We start from the raw sequence: 15,438 nt of genomic DNA, 5'->3' as shown, positions 1-15,438 counted from the left end.
AGATCCGGCGCGCGCCGTGCGCGATGGGAGCCATGGCGGCCCGGAAGTGCTACAACTGGGTTCGTGACCATTCCTCGCCACCCGTGCCGGGCACGTCGGTGCGGTCACCGCTAGGCAACAGAACCAGGAGCGTCGCCGGACAGGTATTCGTCCTCCAGGTGGCGATCGTGGTGTTGCTCGCGGCCGGGGCACTCCTGGCCCTCGTACTCCAGTCGCGCCACGACATCGACCGGGAGGCGCGCAACCGCTCGGTGTCCGTGGCCGAGACCTTCGCCCACTCCCTGGGCCTGGAGGACGCGCTGAAGAGGTCCAACCCGTCCGAGGTCCTGCAACCCCGTGCGGAGGAGACGCGCAAGGCCGCAGGCGTGGACTTCATCGTCGTGATGGACACCAACGGCATCCGCTACAGCCATCCCCAGCCCGACCGCATCGGGAAACGGTTCGTCGGCACCATCGAGCCCTCCCTCGCGGGCAAGGTCCACACCGAAAGCGTGCAGGGCCCCCTCGGCAAGGAGATCCAGGCCATCGTTCCGGTCAAGGACCAGGACGGCAAGGTCGTCGCCCTGGTCTCGGCCGGCCTGACCGTGAAGAACGTGACCGGCGTCGTCGACCGCCAGCTCCCCGTCATCCTCCTGGCCATCGCCACCGGCCTGGCCCTGGCGACCGTCGGCACGGCCCTGATCAGCAGACGTCTGCGCCGCCAGACCCACGGGCTCGGCACGCAGGAGATGACCCGCATGTACGAGCACCACGACGCGGTGCTCCACGCCGTCCGCGAGGGGGTGCTGATCACCGACGGTGACGGACGGCTCCTGCTGGCGAACGACGAGGCCAAACGGCTGCTCGGGCTGCCGGAGGACGCCGACGGACGTCACATCGCGGACGTGCCGGGCCTGGACCGCCGGATGGCGGACCTGCTGCTCTCCGGCCGGACGGCCACCGACGAGGTCCTGGAGAGCGGGGACCGGCTGCTCGTGGTCAACCAGCGGCCCACCCACCCCCGGGGCCGGCCGGAGGGCAGCGCGGTCACCATCCGCGACTCCACCGAGATGCGGGTGCTGACCGCCCGGGCCGAGACGGCCCGCAGGCGCCTCAAGCTGCTCTACGACGCGGGCGGCGACGTCGGCACCAGCCTCGACGTGGTGCGGACGGCCGAGGAGCTGGCGGCCGTCGCCGTCCCCCGGTTCGCGGACTACGTCACGGTCGACCTGGCGGACCAGGTGCTCGACGGCGACGAGCCCGCCCCGGGCGCCGACATGCGGCGCACGGCGGTCAGCGGCATCCGGTCCGACCATCCGCTCTACCCGGTCGGCCAGCTGATCGACTTCCTGCCGTCCACCCCGCAGGCACGCGGCTACGGCACCGGCCGCGCGGAACTCGTCACCGACCTGGCCGACGCGCCGGGCTGGCAGGCCCAGGACCCGCCCCGCGCGCAGGCCATCGTCGAGTACGGGATCCACTCGCTCATCGCGGCCCCCCTCATGGCCCGCGGCGTCGTACTCGGCGTGGTCAACTTCTGGCGGTCGGAGAAGAAGGAGCCCTTCGACGAGGACGAGCTGTCGCTGGCCGAGGAACTGGTCGCCCGCGCCGCCGTCAGCATGGACAACGCCCGCCGCTACACGCGCGAGCACGCCCTCGCCGTCACGCTCCAGCGCAGCCTGCTGCCGCGCGCCCTGCCCGAACAGAGCGCCATGGACGTGGCGCACTTCTACCTGCCCGCGCAGTCCGGAGTGGGCGGCGACTGGTTCGACGTGATCCCGCTCCCGGGCGGCCGGGTCGCGCTGGTCGTCGGAGACGTCGTCGGACACGGCCTGCACGCCGCCGCCACCATGGGACGGCTGCGCACGGCGGTGCACAACTTCTCCTCCCTCGACCTGCCGCCCGACGAAATCCTCGCCCGGCTCGACGACCTCGTACAGCGCATCGACCACGACCGCGACGGGGACGGCGACGACACGAACGGCGGGGGCGGGATCATGGGCGCCACCTGCCTCTACGCGATCTACGACCCGGTGTCCCAGCGCTGCACGGTGGCGCGGGCGGGGCACCTGCCGCCCCTGGTCGTCGCCCCCGACGGCACGACGGAGATCGTGGAACTGCCGGCCGGACCCCCGCTGGGGCTCGGCGGGATGCCGTTCGAGACCGCGGAGCTGGACCTGGAGGAGGGCAGCCAGCTCGTCCTCTACACGGACGGTCTGGTCGAGGAGCGGACCCGGGACATCGGCGAGGGACTGGAGCTGCTGCGGGCGGCCCTGAGCCATCCCGACCGAGCCCCGCAGGACAGCTGCCGGGCCGTGCTCGACATGCTGCTGCCGCCCCGGCCCACCGATGACGTGGCGCTGCTCATCGCGCGGACGCGGACCCTCGGCCCGGACCGGGTCGCGCAGTGGGACGTGCCGTTCGAACCGAGCGCGGTCGGCGCGATGCGCAGCGTCGCGGCGAAGAAGCTCGACGAGTGGGGCCTGTCCGAACTGGGCTTCGCGACGGAACTGATCCTCAGCGAACTGATCACCAACGCCCTGCGCCACGGCAGCGAACCGGTGCGCGTCCGCCTCCTCCACGACCACACCCTGACCTGCGAGGTGTGGGACGGCAGCAGCACCGCCCCCCACCTGCGGTACGCCGCCACGACGGACGAGGGCGGCCGCGGGCTGTTCCTGGTGGCCCAGCTCAGCGAACACTGGGGCACGCGCTACACCCCCGAGGGCAAGGTCATCTGGGCGGAACTGCTCCTCCCCGGCACCCCGGGCGGCGCCGAACCCGCGATCGCCGCCTTCCTGGACGTGGACCCCCTCTGAGTCCCTGTTCGCCCCCCGGGAAGTCAGAGCCCGCGCCGGTAGCGGAGCTCCCCGAGCGTGACCTCGTCGTAGACGTCCTCCTGAGCCGCCCCATCGGCCCGGTAGCCGGCCCGCTCGTAGAAGTCCCGGGCTCGACGGTTGTCGCGCAGAACCCACAGGGCCGACGTCCCGAACCCGTGGGCCTCCATCCGGGAATGGGCCTCGCCGAGGAGCCTCCGGCCGATGCCCTGGCCGATCAGGTCCGGTGAGACGTACAGGGCGTAGACCTCGGCGACCCGCTGCGGGCCCGGAACCGGACTCCGACACGGCCCGAAGCAGACCCACCCGACAACCGGTCCGTGCTCGCCGTGCGCCACGAGGTCGATCGACTCCCCGCGGGACTGGGAGAACCGGCGCCGTTGCATGTTCGCATCGGCCTCGACCGTCATCGCGTCCAAGTACGTCTGGGGAACGATGCCGGCGTACGCCGCCTGCCACCCCCGGACGCGGATCGTCGAAACGGCCTCGATGTCGGCCGCATCCATGTCCCGTACATGCATCATCGCGCCACGATAGGCCACGGGTGCCTCGGGGCGAACCGGGTTTCCCGGGGTGCGGAGGGGCGCGGGCGTCAGGGGGGCGTCGGGTCGAGGGCCGCCGTCACGAGGCGGTGTGCGTATGCGATGTCGAGCCCCTGGGGGCGGAAGAGGAGGCGGTACATGAGGGGGGCGACGATCTGGTCGATGACCGTTTCGACGTCGGGCGTCCGCTCCCCGCGTTCGGTGGCGCGGGTGAGGATGACGCCGATCTGTTCGGCCGCGTAGGCGGAACACCGGCCGGCGTTGCTGCCGTCCGGACCGCCGAGCAGGGCGTCGCGGACGTAGGCGCGGCCGGCGGGGGAGGACATCTCGTCGAGGAACTGCTCGGCCCAGTGCGTCAGGTCGGCCGACAGGGCGCCGTGGTCCTCGGGCGCGGTCTCGGGGCGCAGACGTTCGACCGCCACGTCCGACAACAGCTCCTGCAGGTCGCCCCAGCGACGGTAGACCGTCGACGGGGTCACGCCCGCACGCTGGGCGATCATCGGAACCGTCAGGGCGTCCCGGCCCAGCTCCGCGGTGAGTTCACGTACCGCGGTGTGCACCGACGCCTGGACCCGGGCGCTGCGCCCGCCGGGGCGCACCATCTGCCTGCTCACTCATCCACCTTAACGCAAAATCATTGCTTCTAGTCTGCGCTGTTAAAGCGAAGGGATTGCTTTAGTCGGCCGTATGACTTTACGGTGAGTTAAAGCGAACCGATTGCGTTTAGCGCCAAGGAGTCTGCCCATGCCCGCCGTTACGCCACCCGCACCCGCGCCGTTATCCCACCGAGCCGTCCGCGGAAACACCGGCGGCCGCACGGCGTCCTTCGCCCTGAACGCCTCCGTCCTGGTCACCCTCCTCGCGGCCTCCAGCGCGCCCACCCCGCTCTACCCCCGCTACCAGGACGCCTGGGGACTGTCCGCGCTCACCATCACCGTGGTGTTCAGCGCCTACGCGCTCGCGCTGCTGCTGGCCCTGCTCGCCACCGGATCCCTCTCCGACCACCTCGGACGCCGCCCCGTCCTGGCCGGCGCCCTGGCCCTGGGAGCCGTGTCCATGCTCCTGCTGGCCACGGCCGACGGAGCCGGTGATCTGATCACCGCCCGGATCCTGCAGGGAGCGGCCACCGGCACGGCCACGAGCGCCGCGGGAGCGGCCCTCCTCGACCTGGAGGACCCTCTGCGTCCGGGGCGGTCGGCCCTGACCAACAGCATCGCGCCGGTCGCGGGCATGGCCGTCGGCGTGCTGGTCTCCTCCCTCCTCGCCCCCGCCGGCGCGGTCGGCGTGTACCTGGTGCCGGCGGTCCTGTTCGCCGCCCAGGCGGTCGCGGTCTCCTTCACCGCGGAGACGGCCCACCCGCACGCCGGCGCCCTGCGCTCGCTGCGCCCGCGGCTCGCCGTCGCCCCGCCGGCGCGCCGCGCCATCCTGGTGGCCGGCACCGCCGTCGTCGCCATCTGGGCCCTGGGCGGCTTCTACTCCTCCCTCGGCCCGTCACTCGTGCACCTCGTGGCCCCCGCCGCCCCGCAGTCGGCCGGCGGCATGGTCTTCTTCACGCTCACCGCCGCGGCCACGCTCACCGTGTGGACGCTGCGGCGCTCGGCCCCGCGTGCCGCGGTCACCGGCGGAAGCCTGGCCGTCCTGCCCGCCGGCGCGCTGGCCCTGGGCGGTCTGCACGGCGCCGGCCTGCCCGCCGTCCACGGTGGCGCGGCCCTGGCCGGAATCGCCTTCGGCGCCGTCTCCCAGGGGGCGCTGCGCATGACGCTCACCGGGCTCCGCGAACACGAGCGGGCGGCGACCCTGGCCGCGTACTACGTCCTCAGCTACCTCTCCATGAGCCTGCCCGCCATCGCCGCGGGCGCCGCCACCCAGCGCTACGGACTGGCCACCGCCACCCACGCCTACGCCGTCGCCACCGCCCTGCTCGCCGCCGCGGCCCTGGGAGCACTCGCCGCAGCACGGCACAGGGACGTCCGCGGCACACCGGACGACCTCCCGTAACCCGGCCTCCCGTAACCCGATCGCCCGACCCGACCGACCAGCCGCCCGTCCGTCACGACACACCGAGGAAACGAATCGTCATGAGCGCTCCGCCGGCCGCCCGCCCGACCGCCATCCCCGCCTGGACCGTGGGAGACGTCACCGTCCACCGCATCGACGAGACCCTGCTGCCGCCCGCCACCGGACCGTGGCTGCTGCCGGACGCCACCCCCGCCGTCGTAGCCGGCCAGGACTGGCTGCGCCCCCACTTCGCCGACGACGACGGCGTCCTGCACATCGACAGCCACAGCTTCGCCTTCACCGTCGACGGGCTGCGCGTCCTGGTGGACACCGGCATCGGCAACGGGAAGGAGCGCGCCAACCCCGCCTGGCACGACCTGAACACCGACTACCTCCAGCGCCTCACCGCCGCCGGCTTCCCTCCGGAAACGGTCGACCTGGTGGTCCTCACCCACCTGCACGCCGACCACGTCGGCTGGAACACGCGCGAGGTGAACGGAGAGTGGGTCCCGACCTTCCCCCGCGCCCGCTACGTCACGTCCCGCACGGAGAGGGAGTTCTGGGCCGGGTACGACATGGACGGGGCGCGCAGGCAGATGTTCGTCGACTCCGTGATCCCGGTGGAGGAGGCGGGACTGCTCGACCTCGTCGACGTCCCCGCCGAGGGCGCCGCCCTCACCCGGCACCTACGCCTGCTCCCCACGCCCGGCCACACCCCCGGCCACGTCGCCGTCGAGCTGACCAGCCGCGGCCGGACCGCCGTGATCACCGGTGACTGCATCCACCACCCCGTCCAGCTGGCCCACCCCGCCATCGGAGCCTGCGTCGACATCGACCCGGCACGGTCCGAGACGTCGCGCCGCACGCTGCTCGACGCGCTCGCCCGCACGGACGCCCTCCTGCTCGGCACCCACTTCGCGCCGCCCACCGCGGGCCGTGTCGTCTCCCACGAGGGCACCTACCGGCTCGCGCCCGTCCCGGCCGACAAGCACTAGCGAAGCGGCTCGGGCTCCGGCTCGGGCTCCGGCTCGGGCTCCGGCTCGGGCTCGGGCTCGGCGAGCAGGTCGTCGACGATCTGCAGCCGGGTCTCCGGGTAGCGCTCCGCGATCGCCTCCAGCATCATGGCCACCCCCTGCGGGTCGGGCGCCGAACACCGTTCACGCGTCTGTTCGTCGGGCCAGCGGGCGTACGCGACCCAGGTGCCGTCGTCCGCCCGGTGCAGCCGCGAGCCGTACGAGCCGCACCGCGCGTGGATGGCAGCCGTCACCCGGTGCCAGCCGTCGGCGAACTGCTGCTCCAGGCCCGGGCGCAGCCGCCACCGGTAGATCACAGCGAACACGTCCGGATTCCCCTTCCGCGCCGGTCGGTTGTCGTGGCCACACTAGAAGGCGCCGACCAGCCACGTCGCAGCCGGGATGCTTTCCGGGCTCCGGCTCCGGCTCCGGCTCCGGCTCCGGCTCCGGATCCGGCGCCCGGCCCGGTTGCGAGGGCGTGGGCATGGGCGTGGGCGTGGGCCGGACCGCGATCGGCCGACGCGGAAATCCCGTGCTCCGCCCCCGCGGTGCTCGCTACCATCGCGCGGTGCACCCCGAACCCCGCCCCTGGTCTCCGTATCCGAAGATCCCCGCGAACCGCCGACTGGGCGAGGTCCGCGGACGGAACTGGGTCGCCCACGAGAAGATCCACGGCGCCAACTTCGCCATCGTGTGCGACGAGGCGGGCGCGCATCCGGCCAAGCGGCGAGAACTCCTCGCCGACACCGGGCTGGACGAGTTCTTCGGCGTCGGCCGGATCTGGCCCGCCCTGGCGGTCGCCGCGATCCGCTGCGCGCAGGCCCTGCGTGCGGACTGCGGGGCGCCGGCCACGGCGGTCGTGACCCTCTACGGCGAACTCGCGGGCGGTCGCTACCCCCACCCCGACGTCCCGCCGACGCAGGGCGCCGAGCCCGTACAGACCGGCGTCTGGTACGCCCCCGACCTGCTGTGGCTGCCCTTCGACGCGACCATCGCCCACGGGGACGGGGACGGGGACTGCCCGCGCTGGGTCGCCGACCGGACGCTGCGCGCGGCGGCGGACGCGGCCGGACTGCTCTGCGTGCCGCTGCTGGCCGAGGGCCCGATCGCCCGGCTCCAGGAACTGCCCGTGCTCTTCCCCACCCGGCTGCCCGCCCTGCTGGGCCTGCCCCCGCTGCCGGAAAATCTCGCGGAGGGCCTGGTCGTCAAGCCCGCCGGGGGGACCGGGGAGTCCGGGCGGCCCATGGCCAAGTTCAAGCAGCCCGCCTTCGCCGAGGACGAACGGTTCGACGGCTCGCGCCCCTACCGGGCGCCCGCGGACGGCGCGGCCGGTGTTCCCGGCTGGCTGCTGGCGCACGGCACCGGCCTGCTCACTCCGGCCCGGGCCGCGTCGGCGGTGAGCAAGCTGGGACCCCGTACGCCGCCCGGAGAACTGGCCGCCGAGATAGCCCGGGACGCCACCGAGGAGGTGGCGGAGGCGCTGGGCGGACTGGACGGGGCGACGCGGCGCGCGCTGGAGGACTGCCTGCACGCCGGAGCCCTGTCCCTGGCGGCGTTCGACGCAGCCGACCGCAGGGGCTGAGCGCCATGCCGGATACGCCGCATCGCGGCCGGTGGTGGCCCGGACGGGGGCGGCCCGGACCGGGGCGCCGGGCCGGCCGGGGTGGCGCCGAGCGGCCCGCCGGCGCTGTGCATACTGCTGGCATGGAGTCCCCGCCCGCCCAGCGCATCCACCTGATGATCACCTTCGTCCTGGTGACGTGCGGTGCGGTCGCGGGAGCCTGCCTCGGGTTGCTCCTGTCCGGCCGGCTGATGGCGCTGGTCTGCGCGGGCGCGGCCGGCCTGGGCGCCGGCACGGGTGCCTTCCTCTCGCGTCGCCAGGTCTTCGCCTTCCTCCGGCCCGAGCGCGAGGACGCCGTTCCGGCGGACGGCTACGCGGAGGGCCTCTCCGACGCGACCCTGGTGTGCATCGCGACGTACCAGGCCGCCGTCTTCCCCCTCACCCCCGACGGGGTGACCGAGGCCGAGCGTACGGCCCGTCGCACGATGGCCTACCGGATCGCCGCCTACGAGGGTCTGCCGCACCCGGTGCAGACCTCGGCGGCGGCCGCCCTCGAAGCCATCGACGAGGGCCTGGACGCGAAGCGGGCCGAGACCGCGATGAAGGCGCTGTCCCTCACCGTCTACGACAACCGCCGCGGCCGCTGACCGCTTCGGCGCCGCCGAACGCGGGGGCGGTGACCGGACGGGCCCAACCAGGCGTCCGGTCCCGCCGGCCGGGGGAGGAGCCGAGGGCCCGGGGAGTGATGGACTTCCCCGGACCCTCGTGCCGCTGACGCCGCGGGGGACGCGGTTGTGTATCTGCGACAGATACAGAAACGATTCACCGGCGCCGTGGTTACGCGTCGGCCCGGAGGGATCCCCCGCGCGGGTGTCTCCCACCCGCCATCCGCCGCCCGCGTTCATCCGGTCGGCCGAGCAGCGCGAGCCACGCGCGTCCGGCCGGGCCACGCTGTGTGCAAGGACCGCCACCACCGCACAGACGAGGACCGCACCATGTCCCACAGGCGACGTATCAGCATCCTCGCGGGGACCGCAGCGCTGCTGCTGTCGGCCACCGCCTGCTCGGGCCTGGGTCGGGGAACCGTCGGCGTGCTCACCTTCCGCGGCCACGACTCGCCGGTCGAGCTGAGCTACGCGAACACCCCGGTCGTGGGATGCCACAAGATCGCCATCCCCAAGGGCGCCACCCACGTGGAGAACAACACCCTCGTCGACATCGTGCTGTACCGCACGGAGGACTGCCGGAAGACCGACCGCGCGGACGGCATCTACGTGGCCACCACCCTCTCGAACGTGACGGCACCCGAAAGCCTGCCCTGGCGCAGCTTCAGCGTCATCCACTGAACGTCCGTGCGCCCGTTCGGTGCCGCTGCCCGTGGACGCGACCTTCCACCGCAGCGGAACGTCGACGTAGGTACCGTAGAAGTCGGCGATGTTCGCTGGGCTGAGGGCTTGGAAATGGCCGGAAAGTCACGCCGGTGGATGCATCGGGCATGTCACGGACGGCCCGGGACGCCGATCGGCCCTCCTGCCGCGGCGCGATCCAGTCGCTCTTGCGGGGGACAGCAGGCCGGGACCGGAATGCCGCGCCGACGCCGGAAGTTGGCACGAGCGCGACACCGACCCAGCAGGCACAGGAGAGCTCATGAAGATCGGCATCATCGGCGCGGGCAACATCGGCGGCAACCTCACCCGCCGGCTCACCGCCCTCGGGCACGACGTCTCCGTGGCGAACTCGCGCGGCCCCGAGACCCTGTCGGCCCTCGCGGAGGAGACCGGCGCCACCCCCGTGACCGTGGCGGAAGCGGCGCGCGGAGCGGAGATCGTCGTGGTGACCATCCCCTTCAAGAACGTGCCGGACCTGCCCGCCGGCCTCTTCGACGAGGCGGCCCAGGGCTTCGCCGTCATCGACACCAACAACTACTACCCCCAGCAGCGCGACGGCCGGATCGCCGGCGTCGAGGACGAGGGCCTGACCGAGAGCCGCTGGACCGAGCGGCAGCTCGGACACCCCGTCATCAAGGCCTTCAACGGCACCTACGCGCAGGACATCCTCGACCGGCACCGCCCGGCCGGCGCGCCCGACCGGATCGCTTTGCCCGTCGCGGGCGACGACGAGGCGGCGAAGAAGGCCGTCCGCGCCCTCATCGAGGAGCTCGGCTTTGACACCGTGGACGCCGGAGGCATCGACGACTCCTGGCGCCAGCAGCCCGAGACCCCCGTGTACGGACTCCGCGAAGGCGTCGACGGGGTCACCAAGGCCCTCGCCGAAGCCTCCCCGGTCCGTCCCGAGGGCTTCCGGGGCTGACCGTCGAGGGGGTTGACCTCACTCGACTGACCTACAGTCAGGGGGCGACGTCCGGGGCGCGGTTCAGCAGTCCATCGAGGATCCGTCCAGCGCGGACTCCACGGCCACGAGGACTTCCCCGGGCCCTGCGGACCCGACCCGCAGCAGGGCCGGCTCGCCCGCCAGGTCCTTGCGGAAACACATGCCCGAGACGCTCCGGAACCGCTCCGGGGCGTCTCGCCGCGTGCCCACCGGTTTCCATCCGTCCGCCTTCGCGGCGTCCCAGTAGTGGGTGATCAGCGGCTGGACGTCCCCGCCGTGGGCGTACACGCTGTTCGCGGTCATCCAAGGATCCCCGCTGTCGTCCATGCACTCCGCACCGGTCCGCTCCGCCACGGGGGCGGTCCCGGCCGCGGCGGCGGGCGCCGCCGCGGACACCCGCGCCAGCCGCTCCCGTGCGCCTGTCTCCTCACACGCGCCTTCCGAGCCGTAGAAGAGCAGGTAGAGCGACCCGGCCAGCAGGCCGAGGCCGGACAGGCAGCCGAGGGTGATGGCCAGGCCCAGGATCAGGCCGCGGCGCGGCGAACGTTCCGGAACCACGGTGTCGCGTCTCTTCTCTGTCCGACCGCTGGAACCGCGGTCCCGAAGGCTCTTCCACGTCTTCGCAGGAGCGGGAAGATGCTAGTGCTGTGACCGCACCGGCGTGCAGGAGGGGTGGCACGCGGCCCGGTCGCGGCGCGGTGGCTTCCGAATCAGGCGCCGGCGCACGCACGCCGGATCGCGTCGAGCGCGCGCGTCACATCCCCGTCGGTCGTCGACCAGTTGCTCACCGAGATCCGCATGATGCGCCGGCCGTGCCAGGTGGAGCCGCTGATCCAGGCCGTTCCGTCGTCGAGCAGCCGGGCGAGGACCCGCTCCGTACGCTCGTCGCCGCCGAACTCGGCGCAGACCTGAGTGAACACCACGTCGTTGAGGACGCTCGCGCCGTCGATCGCGGCGATACCGTCGGCGAACGCGGAGGCGTGACGGCACAGTCGGTCGACGAGGTCGGCCACCCCCGACCGGCCGAGGGACCTGAGCGCAGCCCACACGGTGAAGGCCCGCCCGCGCCGGGAGAGTTCGGGAACCTTGTCGGCGGGGTCCCCGTGTTCGTGCCGGATGAGGTAGTCGCCGCTCACACCCATCGCGGCCCGCAGCGCGAGCGGGTCGCGCACGATGGCGAGCCCGCAGTCGTAGGGAACGTTCAGCGTCTTGTGGGCGTCCGTCGCCCAGGAGTCCGCATCCGCACAGCCCTCGGTCAGGTGCGCGAGGCGGGGGGAGGCGGCCGCCCACAGCCCGAAGGCGCCGTCCACGTGCACCCACGCGTCAGCCCCGCGAGCGGCCCGGATCGTCTCGGCGAAGGGATCGAAGGCGCCGGAGTGGATGTCTCCGGCCTGGAGGACCACGATCGTGGGGCCCCGGCCGCCGTCCGCGAGGAGGTCCCGCAGGGCCTCCGGCTCCATGCGGCCCTGCCCGTCCGCCCGCACCAGCTCGGGCCTGCCGAGACCCAGGTAGCGCAGCGCCACGTCGACGGACATGTGCCGGTCCTCACCGGCGATGACGCGTACGGGCGGCCCGCCCGCGAGTCCGTCACGGGCGACGTCCCAGCCCGCGCTCCGCAGCACCGCGTCGCGCCCGGCGGCGAGGCAGGTGAAGTTCGCCATCGTGGCACCCGTGGTGAAGCCGACCGCGCTGTCACCGGGTAGGCCGAGCAGCCCCAGCAGCCACGCGCCGGCGATGTCCTCCGCCGCGGTGTACGCGGGCGAGACGGCGCGCATCACGCAGTTCTGGTCCCAGGCGCTGACCAGCCAGTCCGTGGCGAGCGCGGCCGGTTCGGTGCCCCCGATCACGAACCCGTAGAAGCGGCCGCCGGGGAACGCGGTCAGCCCCGGCTCACAGGCCGTGGCCAGCAGATCGACCACGTCGGCGGGGGCGCTGGGACCCTCGGGGAGTTCGGCTCCGAGCGCGCGCACGATCTCGTCGACCGAAGCGCGTGCGGGAACCGGGCGGTCGGACAGGCTGGCCAGCCAGCGGAGGGCATGGTCGTGTGCTCGTCGCAACGCCGCCTCGCGCGCGTCCATACCTCGGACTATGGGACAGGCGCCGCCGCCCCGCAAGCCGGTACCGCGGGGCCGGCCGACTCCGCGGTGCTCGGACGCCGTGCGGCCCCCGGTGCCGGCCGGGCGTCCCCGCGTCCTCACGCGACTCGACCTGCGCTGACCGCGCGCCGCCGAGCGGCGGCGCGCGAGCGGGTGAGGGTTCAGCTCGGCCCGTACAGCAGCGCGCCCAGGCCGCGCCGCTGCGCCGCGCCGCTGAAGTCGTTCCAGCTGATCACACCGTCCCCGTCCGAGTCGATCAGCGCGAACGAGGCCTCCGCCGACCCGGCCGTGACACCCGTGAACACCCGCCACGACACAAACTCCTGACGGTCCATCAATCCGTCCCCGTCACGGTCGGCCACGTGGAACTGGGCATGCAGTACGGCCATCACCTCCGGCGACCCCGAGGGGCCGCCGGCGTCCGAGGCCGAAAGCTTTTGGATCTTGTCGGTTAAGCCCGCGTCGTTCCCCCAGCTACCGCTGGAAGGTGTCCCCAGCCGCCGTGCATCGCAAGGCGGAGGGGCGCCCGTGTACTGGACGTACTTGGGTGCCCCGACAACGCGGCGAGGTGCGGTGCCAGGCGGCGCGGGCGAGGCAAGATTCGAAACAGACGGCCTAGGCGGGGCCGGTTCGCGTACCGGCGGATTGCCGCGCCCGGGGGCGTGTCATGCCGGAGTCAGGCCATCGCCGCCAGGGCGGTGCGCACCACGCGGCACAGCTCCTCGTCGCGCACGATGTCCCTGCCGTAGCGGCGCTCCGAGACGGTGACCTCCGCCAGCAACGGCGCGGCCGCCGCGGCGGGCCGGCCGATCGCGCCGAGGGCGGCGACGACCCGGAGGAGGAGCGGATCCGCCCGGTGCTCCGCCAGCGGGCGCAGTTCGGGGAGCAGGGTCGCCACCGCCGTCCCGGCGTCCCCGGTCAGCCGCCACCAGGCCTCGGCCGCGCCGACCCGGGTCCACGTGCCGAGACTGCCGAGCAACGGCCTGAGGGCGTCGGCGTACCCGGACGCGAGCGGGCCCAGCTCGGCCAGGTGGGACAGGACCGGCCGGGCCAGACCGCCCCGGACCGCCGCGTCGAGGGCGTCGAGCGCGAGCCCCGGGTCACCCGTGACGCGCCAGTACGCCCACGCGGCGCTCTGCACGCCGTGCCAGCGGCGCGGCTCCCGGTACTCACTGCCGGCGAAGCGCCGCGGGCGCAGGTCGCCCTTGGCGAGGGCGGCCAGTACGTCGGCGGCGTCGATCGCCGCCGGTCCGATCCTGCCCAGGGCGCCCGCGGCCGCGCGTGCGTGCGGGCTGTCGAGCAGTCCCACGAGGTCGGGCACCGCCGGTGCGGCGGCGGGACCCCAGCCGGTGAGGATGCGCAGCACGCGTTCCGTGCGCCGGCCCGCGAGCTGCACCAGCAGTGCGGGCATGACGCTCGGGGCCCACTCCGCCGGCAGGGACTCGACCTCCATCCACGGGGTGTCGGCGAACCTGAGGTACCAGGGCAGGGCCATCGGGTCGCCGATGCCCGTCAGGGCCAGCACGAGATGTTCGGCGCGCCGGCTTTCCCGGCAGCGGAACGGGACGAGGTGCTCGGCGTACGGCGCGACCGCCGATCCGCCCCGGGCGACGATGGCGTGCGCTTCGGACGAGGTCAGGAGGTCGTCGTCGGCCAGTCCGGCGAGGACCGTCTCCCATGCGCCGTCCGGCGGAGTCCGCCAGGTGCGCAGCAGGGCGCCGGCCTCCTTGACGGCCGCATGACGAGCGGCGGTGCTCCCGGTGAGGGACGCCGCAGTGACCGGGGCCGATAGCGTGGCCTCACCCGACGTCAGCCGCGCGCTCCGGGCGGCGAGGCGGACGTGCGGATCCGAGTGGCCCAGCCAGGGGTTCAGCCACCCGGGAGGCCCGGACGCGCCGAGTGCCGCGAGCACCTCACCGGCCGCGATCAGCAAGCGGCCCAGCGTCGCGAGGTCGTCCTCCACCGCGGCCCGCCGTCCCAGCGCCTCCAAGGTCGTGGAGTCGGCGGCGCGGACCTGCTCGATCGCCCGGGCGGCGTACGAGCGCACCTCGGCACTGCCGTCGTGGAGGAGCTCCGCCGCGGCGCGCTGCCCCTGGACCAGCACCTCCGCCATACCGGGGGCCTCCGCCCCGGGATAGCCCTCCCGCAGCATCACGGCGCGGTCCGCGACCAGGCCGAACACACCGATCCGGCACGCGTCGTCCAGCCGCGGGAGCAGCTCGAGCAGCCGCCGCAGTACGGTGACGACGAGCTCCGGAGGGTCCGACCAGCGCAGCCGGTGGTCGAACTCCGACCACGGAACCCGTCCGCTCCCGGCCGTCACCAGCCCGCGCAGCAGGCCCGGTATCTCCTCCTGCCCTTCGCGCACCTTCTCCAGGACGTGCCAGGGCGTCTCGGCCCCCGATCCAGTCATGATCGGCAGCCTAGTACGGACGCGTCCGCGCTTCAGGCGTCGGGGCGTGCGGCCCTCACGAGGCTTCGCTCCACACCGTGTCGCGCTCACGCGCCGTACGGAGGGCGCCGGCCCACCACACCAGGTCGTCGAGCATCGTCACGGCCGCCTTCTCGGCCGCGCCGGTGTCGTGCGGCCGGCCTGCCTCGTCGAACGGGAACTGGTGGAAGCTGACCGTCTCGCGGATGGTGGCCGCGGCCAGCTCGGCGAAGACCAGGCGCAGTTGCTCGACGGCGCGCAGGCCGCCCGACAGGCCGCCGTAGGACACGAAGCCGATCGGCTTGCGCGCCCAGACGCGCCCGGCGATGTCGATCGCCTGCTTCAGCGAGGCCGGGAAGGAGTGGTTGTACTCGGGGGTGAGCAGCACGTAGGCGTCCGCCTCGGCGAGGCGTTGGACGAAGGCCCGGCCGCGCGGCGTGAGGTCGGGGGTCCAGTGCGCCGGGAGGTCGGCGTCGACCAGGTCGATGACGGTGAGCTCGATATCGGCGCGGGTGGCGGCGACGGCCTCGAACCAGCGGGCGACCGTCGGGCCGAACCGGCCTTCCCGGGTGCTGCCGACGACGAGTGCGATACGCAGTGGAGTAGTCATGGGCACAGGTTTACGACCTCAAGTCCGCTTGAGGTCAACG

15 protein-coding genes are annotated in these 15,438 nt (G+C 73.5%); 7 read left to right on the top strand and 8 right to left on the bottom strand.

Features of this window, described 5'->3' with window-relative positions; translation table 11 throughout:
* Nucleotides 1–158: 158 nt before the first annotated feature.
* Nucleotides 159–2,798, top strand: coding sequence for a SpoIIE family protein phosphatase (locus ACZ6JT_RS00455; RefSeq protein ID WP_469205670.1), 2,640 nt, complete (start codon nucleotides 159–161; stop codon nucleotides 2,796–2,798).
* Nucleotides 2,799–2,821: 23 nt separating this feature from the next.
* Here ACZ6JT_RS00455 and ACZ6JT_RS00450 read toward each other — a convergent pair whose 3' ends face one another.
* Nucleotides 2,822–3,340, bottom strand: coding sequence for a GNAT family N-acetyltransferase (locus tag ACZ6JT_RS00450; RefSeq protein ID WP_469205668.1), 519 nt, complete (start codon nucleotides 3,338–3,340; stop codon nucleotides 2,822–2,824).
* Between the two features lie 68 nt (nucleotides 3,341–3,408).
* The gene (locus ACZ6JT_RS00445) at nucleotides 3,409–3,960 is read right to left on the bottom strand and encodes a TetR/AcrR family transcriptional regulator (protein ID WP_469208110.1); all 552 of its coding nucleotides are present in this window, start codon (nucleotides 3,958–3,960) and stop codon (nucleotides 3,409–3,411) included.
* 142 nt (nucleotides 3,961–4,102) lie between these two features.
* Here ACZ6JT_RS00445 and ACZ6JT_RS00440 point away from each other — a divergent pair, with 142 nt between their 5' ends.
* Together ACZ6JT_RS00440 and ACZ6JT_RS00435 are read left to right on the top strand one after the other, a co-directional pair.
* The gene (locus tag ACZ6JT_RS00440) at nucleotides 4,103–5,356 is read left to right on the top strand and encodes an MFS transporter (RefSeq protein WP_469205666.1); all 1,254 of its coding nucleotides are present in this window, start codon (nucleotides 4,103–4,105) and stop codon (nucleotides 5,354–5,356) included.
* An 80-nt stretch (nucleotides 5,357–5,436) separates the two neighbouring features.
* On the top strand, nucleotides 5,437–6,351 hold the full coding sequence (locus ACZ6JT_RS00435) for an MBL fold metallo-hydrolase (RefSeq protein WP_469205664.1): 915 nt from the start codon (nucleotides 5,437–5,439) through the stop codon (nucleotides 6,349–6,351).
* Here the strand turns inward: ACZ6JT_RS00435 and ACZ6JT_RS00430 are convergent.
* The gene (locus tag ACZ6JT_RS00430) at nucleotides 6,348–6,695 is read right to left on the bottom strand and encodes a hypothetical protein (RefSeq protein ID WP_469205663.1); all 348 of its coding nucleotides are present in this window, start codon (nucleotides 6,693–6,695) and stop codon (nucleotides 6,348–6,350) included. The genes ACZ6JT_RS00435 and ACZ6JT_RS00430 overlap by 4 nt on opposite strands.
* 242 nt (nucleotides 6,696–6,937) lie before the next feature.
* On the opposite strand from ACZ6JT_RS00430, the gene ACZ6JT_RS00425 reads away from it, so the two are divergent.
* From ACZ6JT_RS00425 to ACZ6JT_RS00410, 4 genes are all read left to right on the top strand, one after another.
* On the top strand, nucleotides 6,938–7,951 hold the full coding sequence (locus ACZ6JT_RS00425; protein ID WP_469205660.1) for an RNA ligase family protein: 1,014 nt from the start codon (nucleotides 6,938–6,940) through the stop codon (nucleotides 7,949–7,951).
* A 122-nt stretch (nucleotides 7,952–8,073) separates the two neighbouring features.
* On the top strand, nucleotides 8,074–8,577 hold the full coding sequence (locus ACZ6JT_RS00420) for a hypothetical protein (protein ID WP_388477424.1): 504 nt from the start codon (nucleotides 8,074–8,076) through the stop codon (nucleotides 8,575–8,577).
* A 348-nt stretch (nucleotides 8,578–8,925) separates the two neighbouring features.
* Complete coding sequence (locus ACZ6JT_RS00415; RefSeq protein ID WP_469205658.1) at nucleotides 8,926–9,276, top strand: hypothetical protein; 351 nt, start codon at nucleotides 8,926–8,928, stop codon at nucleotides 9,274–9,276.
* A gap of 88 nt (nucleotides 9,277–9,364) precedes the next feature.
* Complete coding sequence (locus ACZ6JT_RS00410; RefSeq protein WP_469205656.1) at nucleotides 9,365–10,240, top strand: NADPH-dependent F420 reductase; 876 nt, start codon at nucleotides 9,365–9,367, stop codon at nucleotides 10,238–10,240.
* Between the two features lie 63 nt (nucleotides 10,241–10,303).
* Here the strand turns inward: ACZ6JT_RS00410 and ACZ6JT_RS00405 are convergent, their stop codons facing one another.
* The 5 genes from ACZ6JT_RS00405 to ACZ6JT_RS00385 form a co-directional block, all read right to left on the bottom strand.
* Nucleotides 10,304–10,819, bottom strand: coding sequence for a hypothetical protein (locus ACZ6JT_RS00405; RefSeq protein ID WP_469205653.1), 516 nt, complete (start codon nucleotides 10,817–10,819; stop codon nucleotides 10,304–10,306).
* Between the two features lie 152 nt (nucleotides 10,820–10,971).
* Nucleotides 10,972–12,339: a pyridoxal phosphate-dependent decarboxylase family protein gene (locus ACZ6JT_RS00400; RefSeq protein ID WP_469205651.1), complete on the bottom strand. Its 1,368-nt coding sequence runs from the start codon at nucleotides 12,337–12,339 to the stop codon at nucleotides 10,972–10,974.
* Between the two features lie 179 nt (nucleotides 12,340–12,518).
* Entirely contained in the window at nucleotides 12,519–12,746 is a 228-nt protein-coding gene (locus ACZ6JT_RS00395) for an EF-hand domain-containing protein (protein WP_469205649.1), read from the bottom strand.
* 287 nt (nucleotides 12,747–13,033) lie between these two features.
* Nucleotides 13,034–14,770 (bottom strand): hypothetical protein, encoded by a 1,737-nt coding sequence (locus ACZ6JT_RS00390; protein WP_469205647.1) that lies wholly within the window; start codon nucleotides 14,768–14,770, stop codon nucleotides 13,034–13,036.
* Nucleotides 14,771–14,825: 55 nt separating this feature from the next.
* Complete coding sequence (locus ACZ6JT_RS00385) at nucleotides 14,826–15,398, bottom strand: NADPH-dependent FMN reductase (protein ID WP_469205645.1); 573 nt, start codon at nucleotides 15,396–15,398, stop codon at nucleotides 14,826–14,828.
* Between the last annotated feature and the right edge of the window lie 40 nt (nucleotides 15,399–15,438).

Source organism: Streptomyces sp. NPDC046308, from assembly GCF_055588065.1.
This window is presented reverse-complemented; position numbering and strand designations above follow the sequence as displayed.

Excerpts from the sequence above, each read along its gene's own strand:
- ACZ6JT_RS00450 (WP_469205668.1), bottom strand. The coding sequence starts at position 3,340 with ATGATGCATGTACGGGACATGGATGCGGCCGACATCGAGGCCGTTTCG.
- ACZ6JT_RS00445 (WP_469208110.1), bottom strand. The coding sequence starts at position 3,960 with ATGGTGCGCCCCGGCGGGCGCAGCGCCCGGGTCCAGGCGTCGGTGCAC.
- ACZ6JT_RS00440 (WP_469205666.1), top strand. The coding sequence starts at position 4,103 with ATGCCCGCCGTTACGCCACCCGCACCCGCGCCGTTATCCCACCGAGCC.
- ACZ6JT_RS00435 (WP_469205664.1), top strand. The coding sequence starts at position 5,437 with ATGAGCGCTCCGCCGGCCGCCCGCCCGACCGCCATCCCCGCCTGGACC.
- ACZ6JT_RS00420 (WP_388477424.1), top strand. The coding sequence starts at position 8,074 with ATGGAGTCCCCGCCCGCCCAGCGCATCCACCTGATGATCACCTTCGTC.
- ACZ6JT_RS00415 (WP_469205658.1), top strand. The coding sequence starts at position 8,926 with ATGTCCCACAGGCGACGTATCAGCATCCTCGCGGGGACCGCAGCGCTG.
- ACZ6JT_RS00410 (WP_469205656.1), top strand. The coding sequence starts at position 9,365 with ATGTTCGCTGGGCTGAGGGCTTGGAAATGGCCGGAAAGTCACGCCGGT.
- ACZ6JT_RS00400 (WP_469205651.1), bottom strand. The coding sequence starts at position 12,339 with ATGGACGCGCGCGAGGCGGCGTTGCGACGAGCACACGACCATGCCCTC.
- ACZ6JT_RS00395 (WP_469205649.1), bottom strand. The coding sequence starts at position 12,746 with ATGGCCGTACTGCATGCCCAGTTCCACGTGGCCGACCGTGACGGGGAC.
- ACZ6JT_RS00390 (WP_469205647.1), bottom strand. The coding sequence starts at position 14,770 with ATGACTGGATCGGGGGCCGAGACGCCCTGGCACGTCCTGGAGAAGGTG.
- ACZ6JT_RS00385 (WP_469205645.1), bottom strand. The coding sequence starts at position 15,398 with ATGACTACTCCACTGCGTATCGCACTCGTCGTCGGCAGCACCCGGGAA.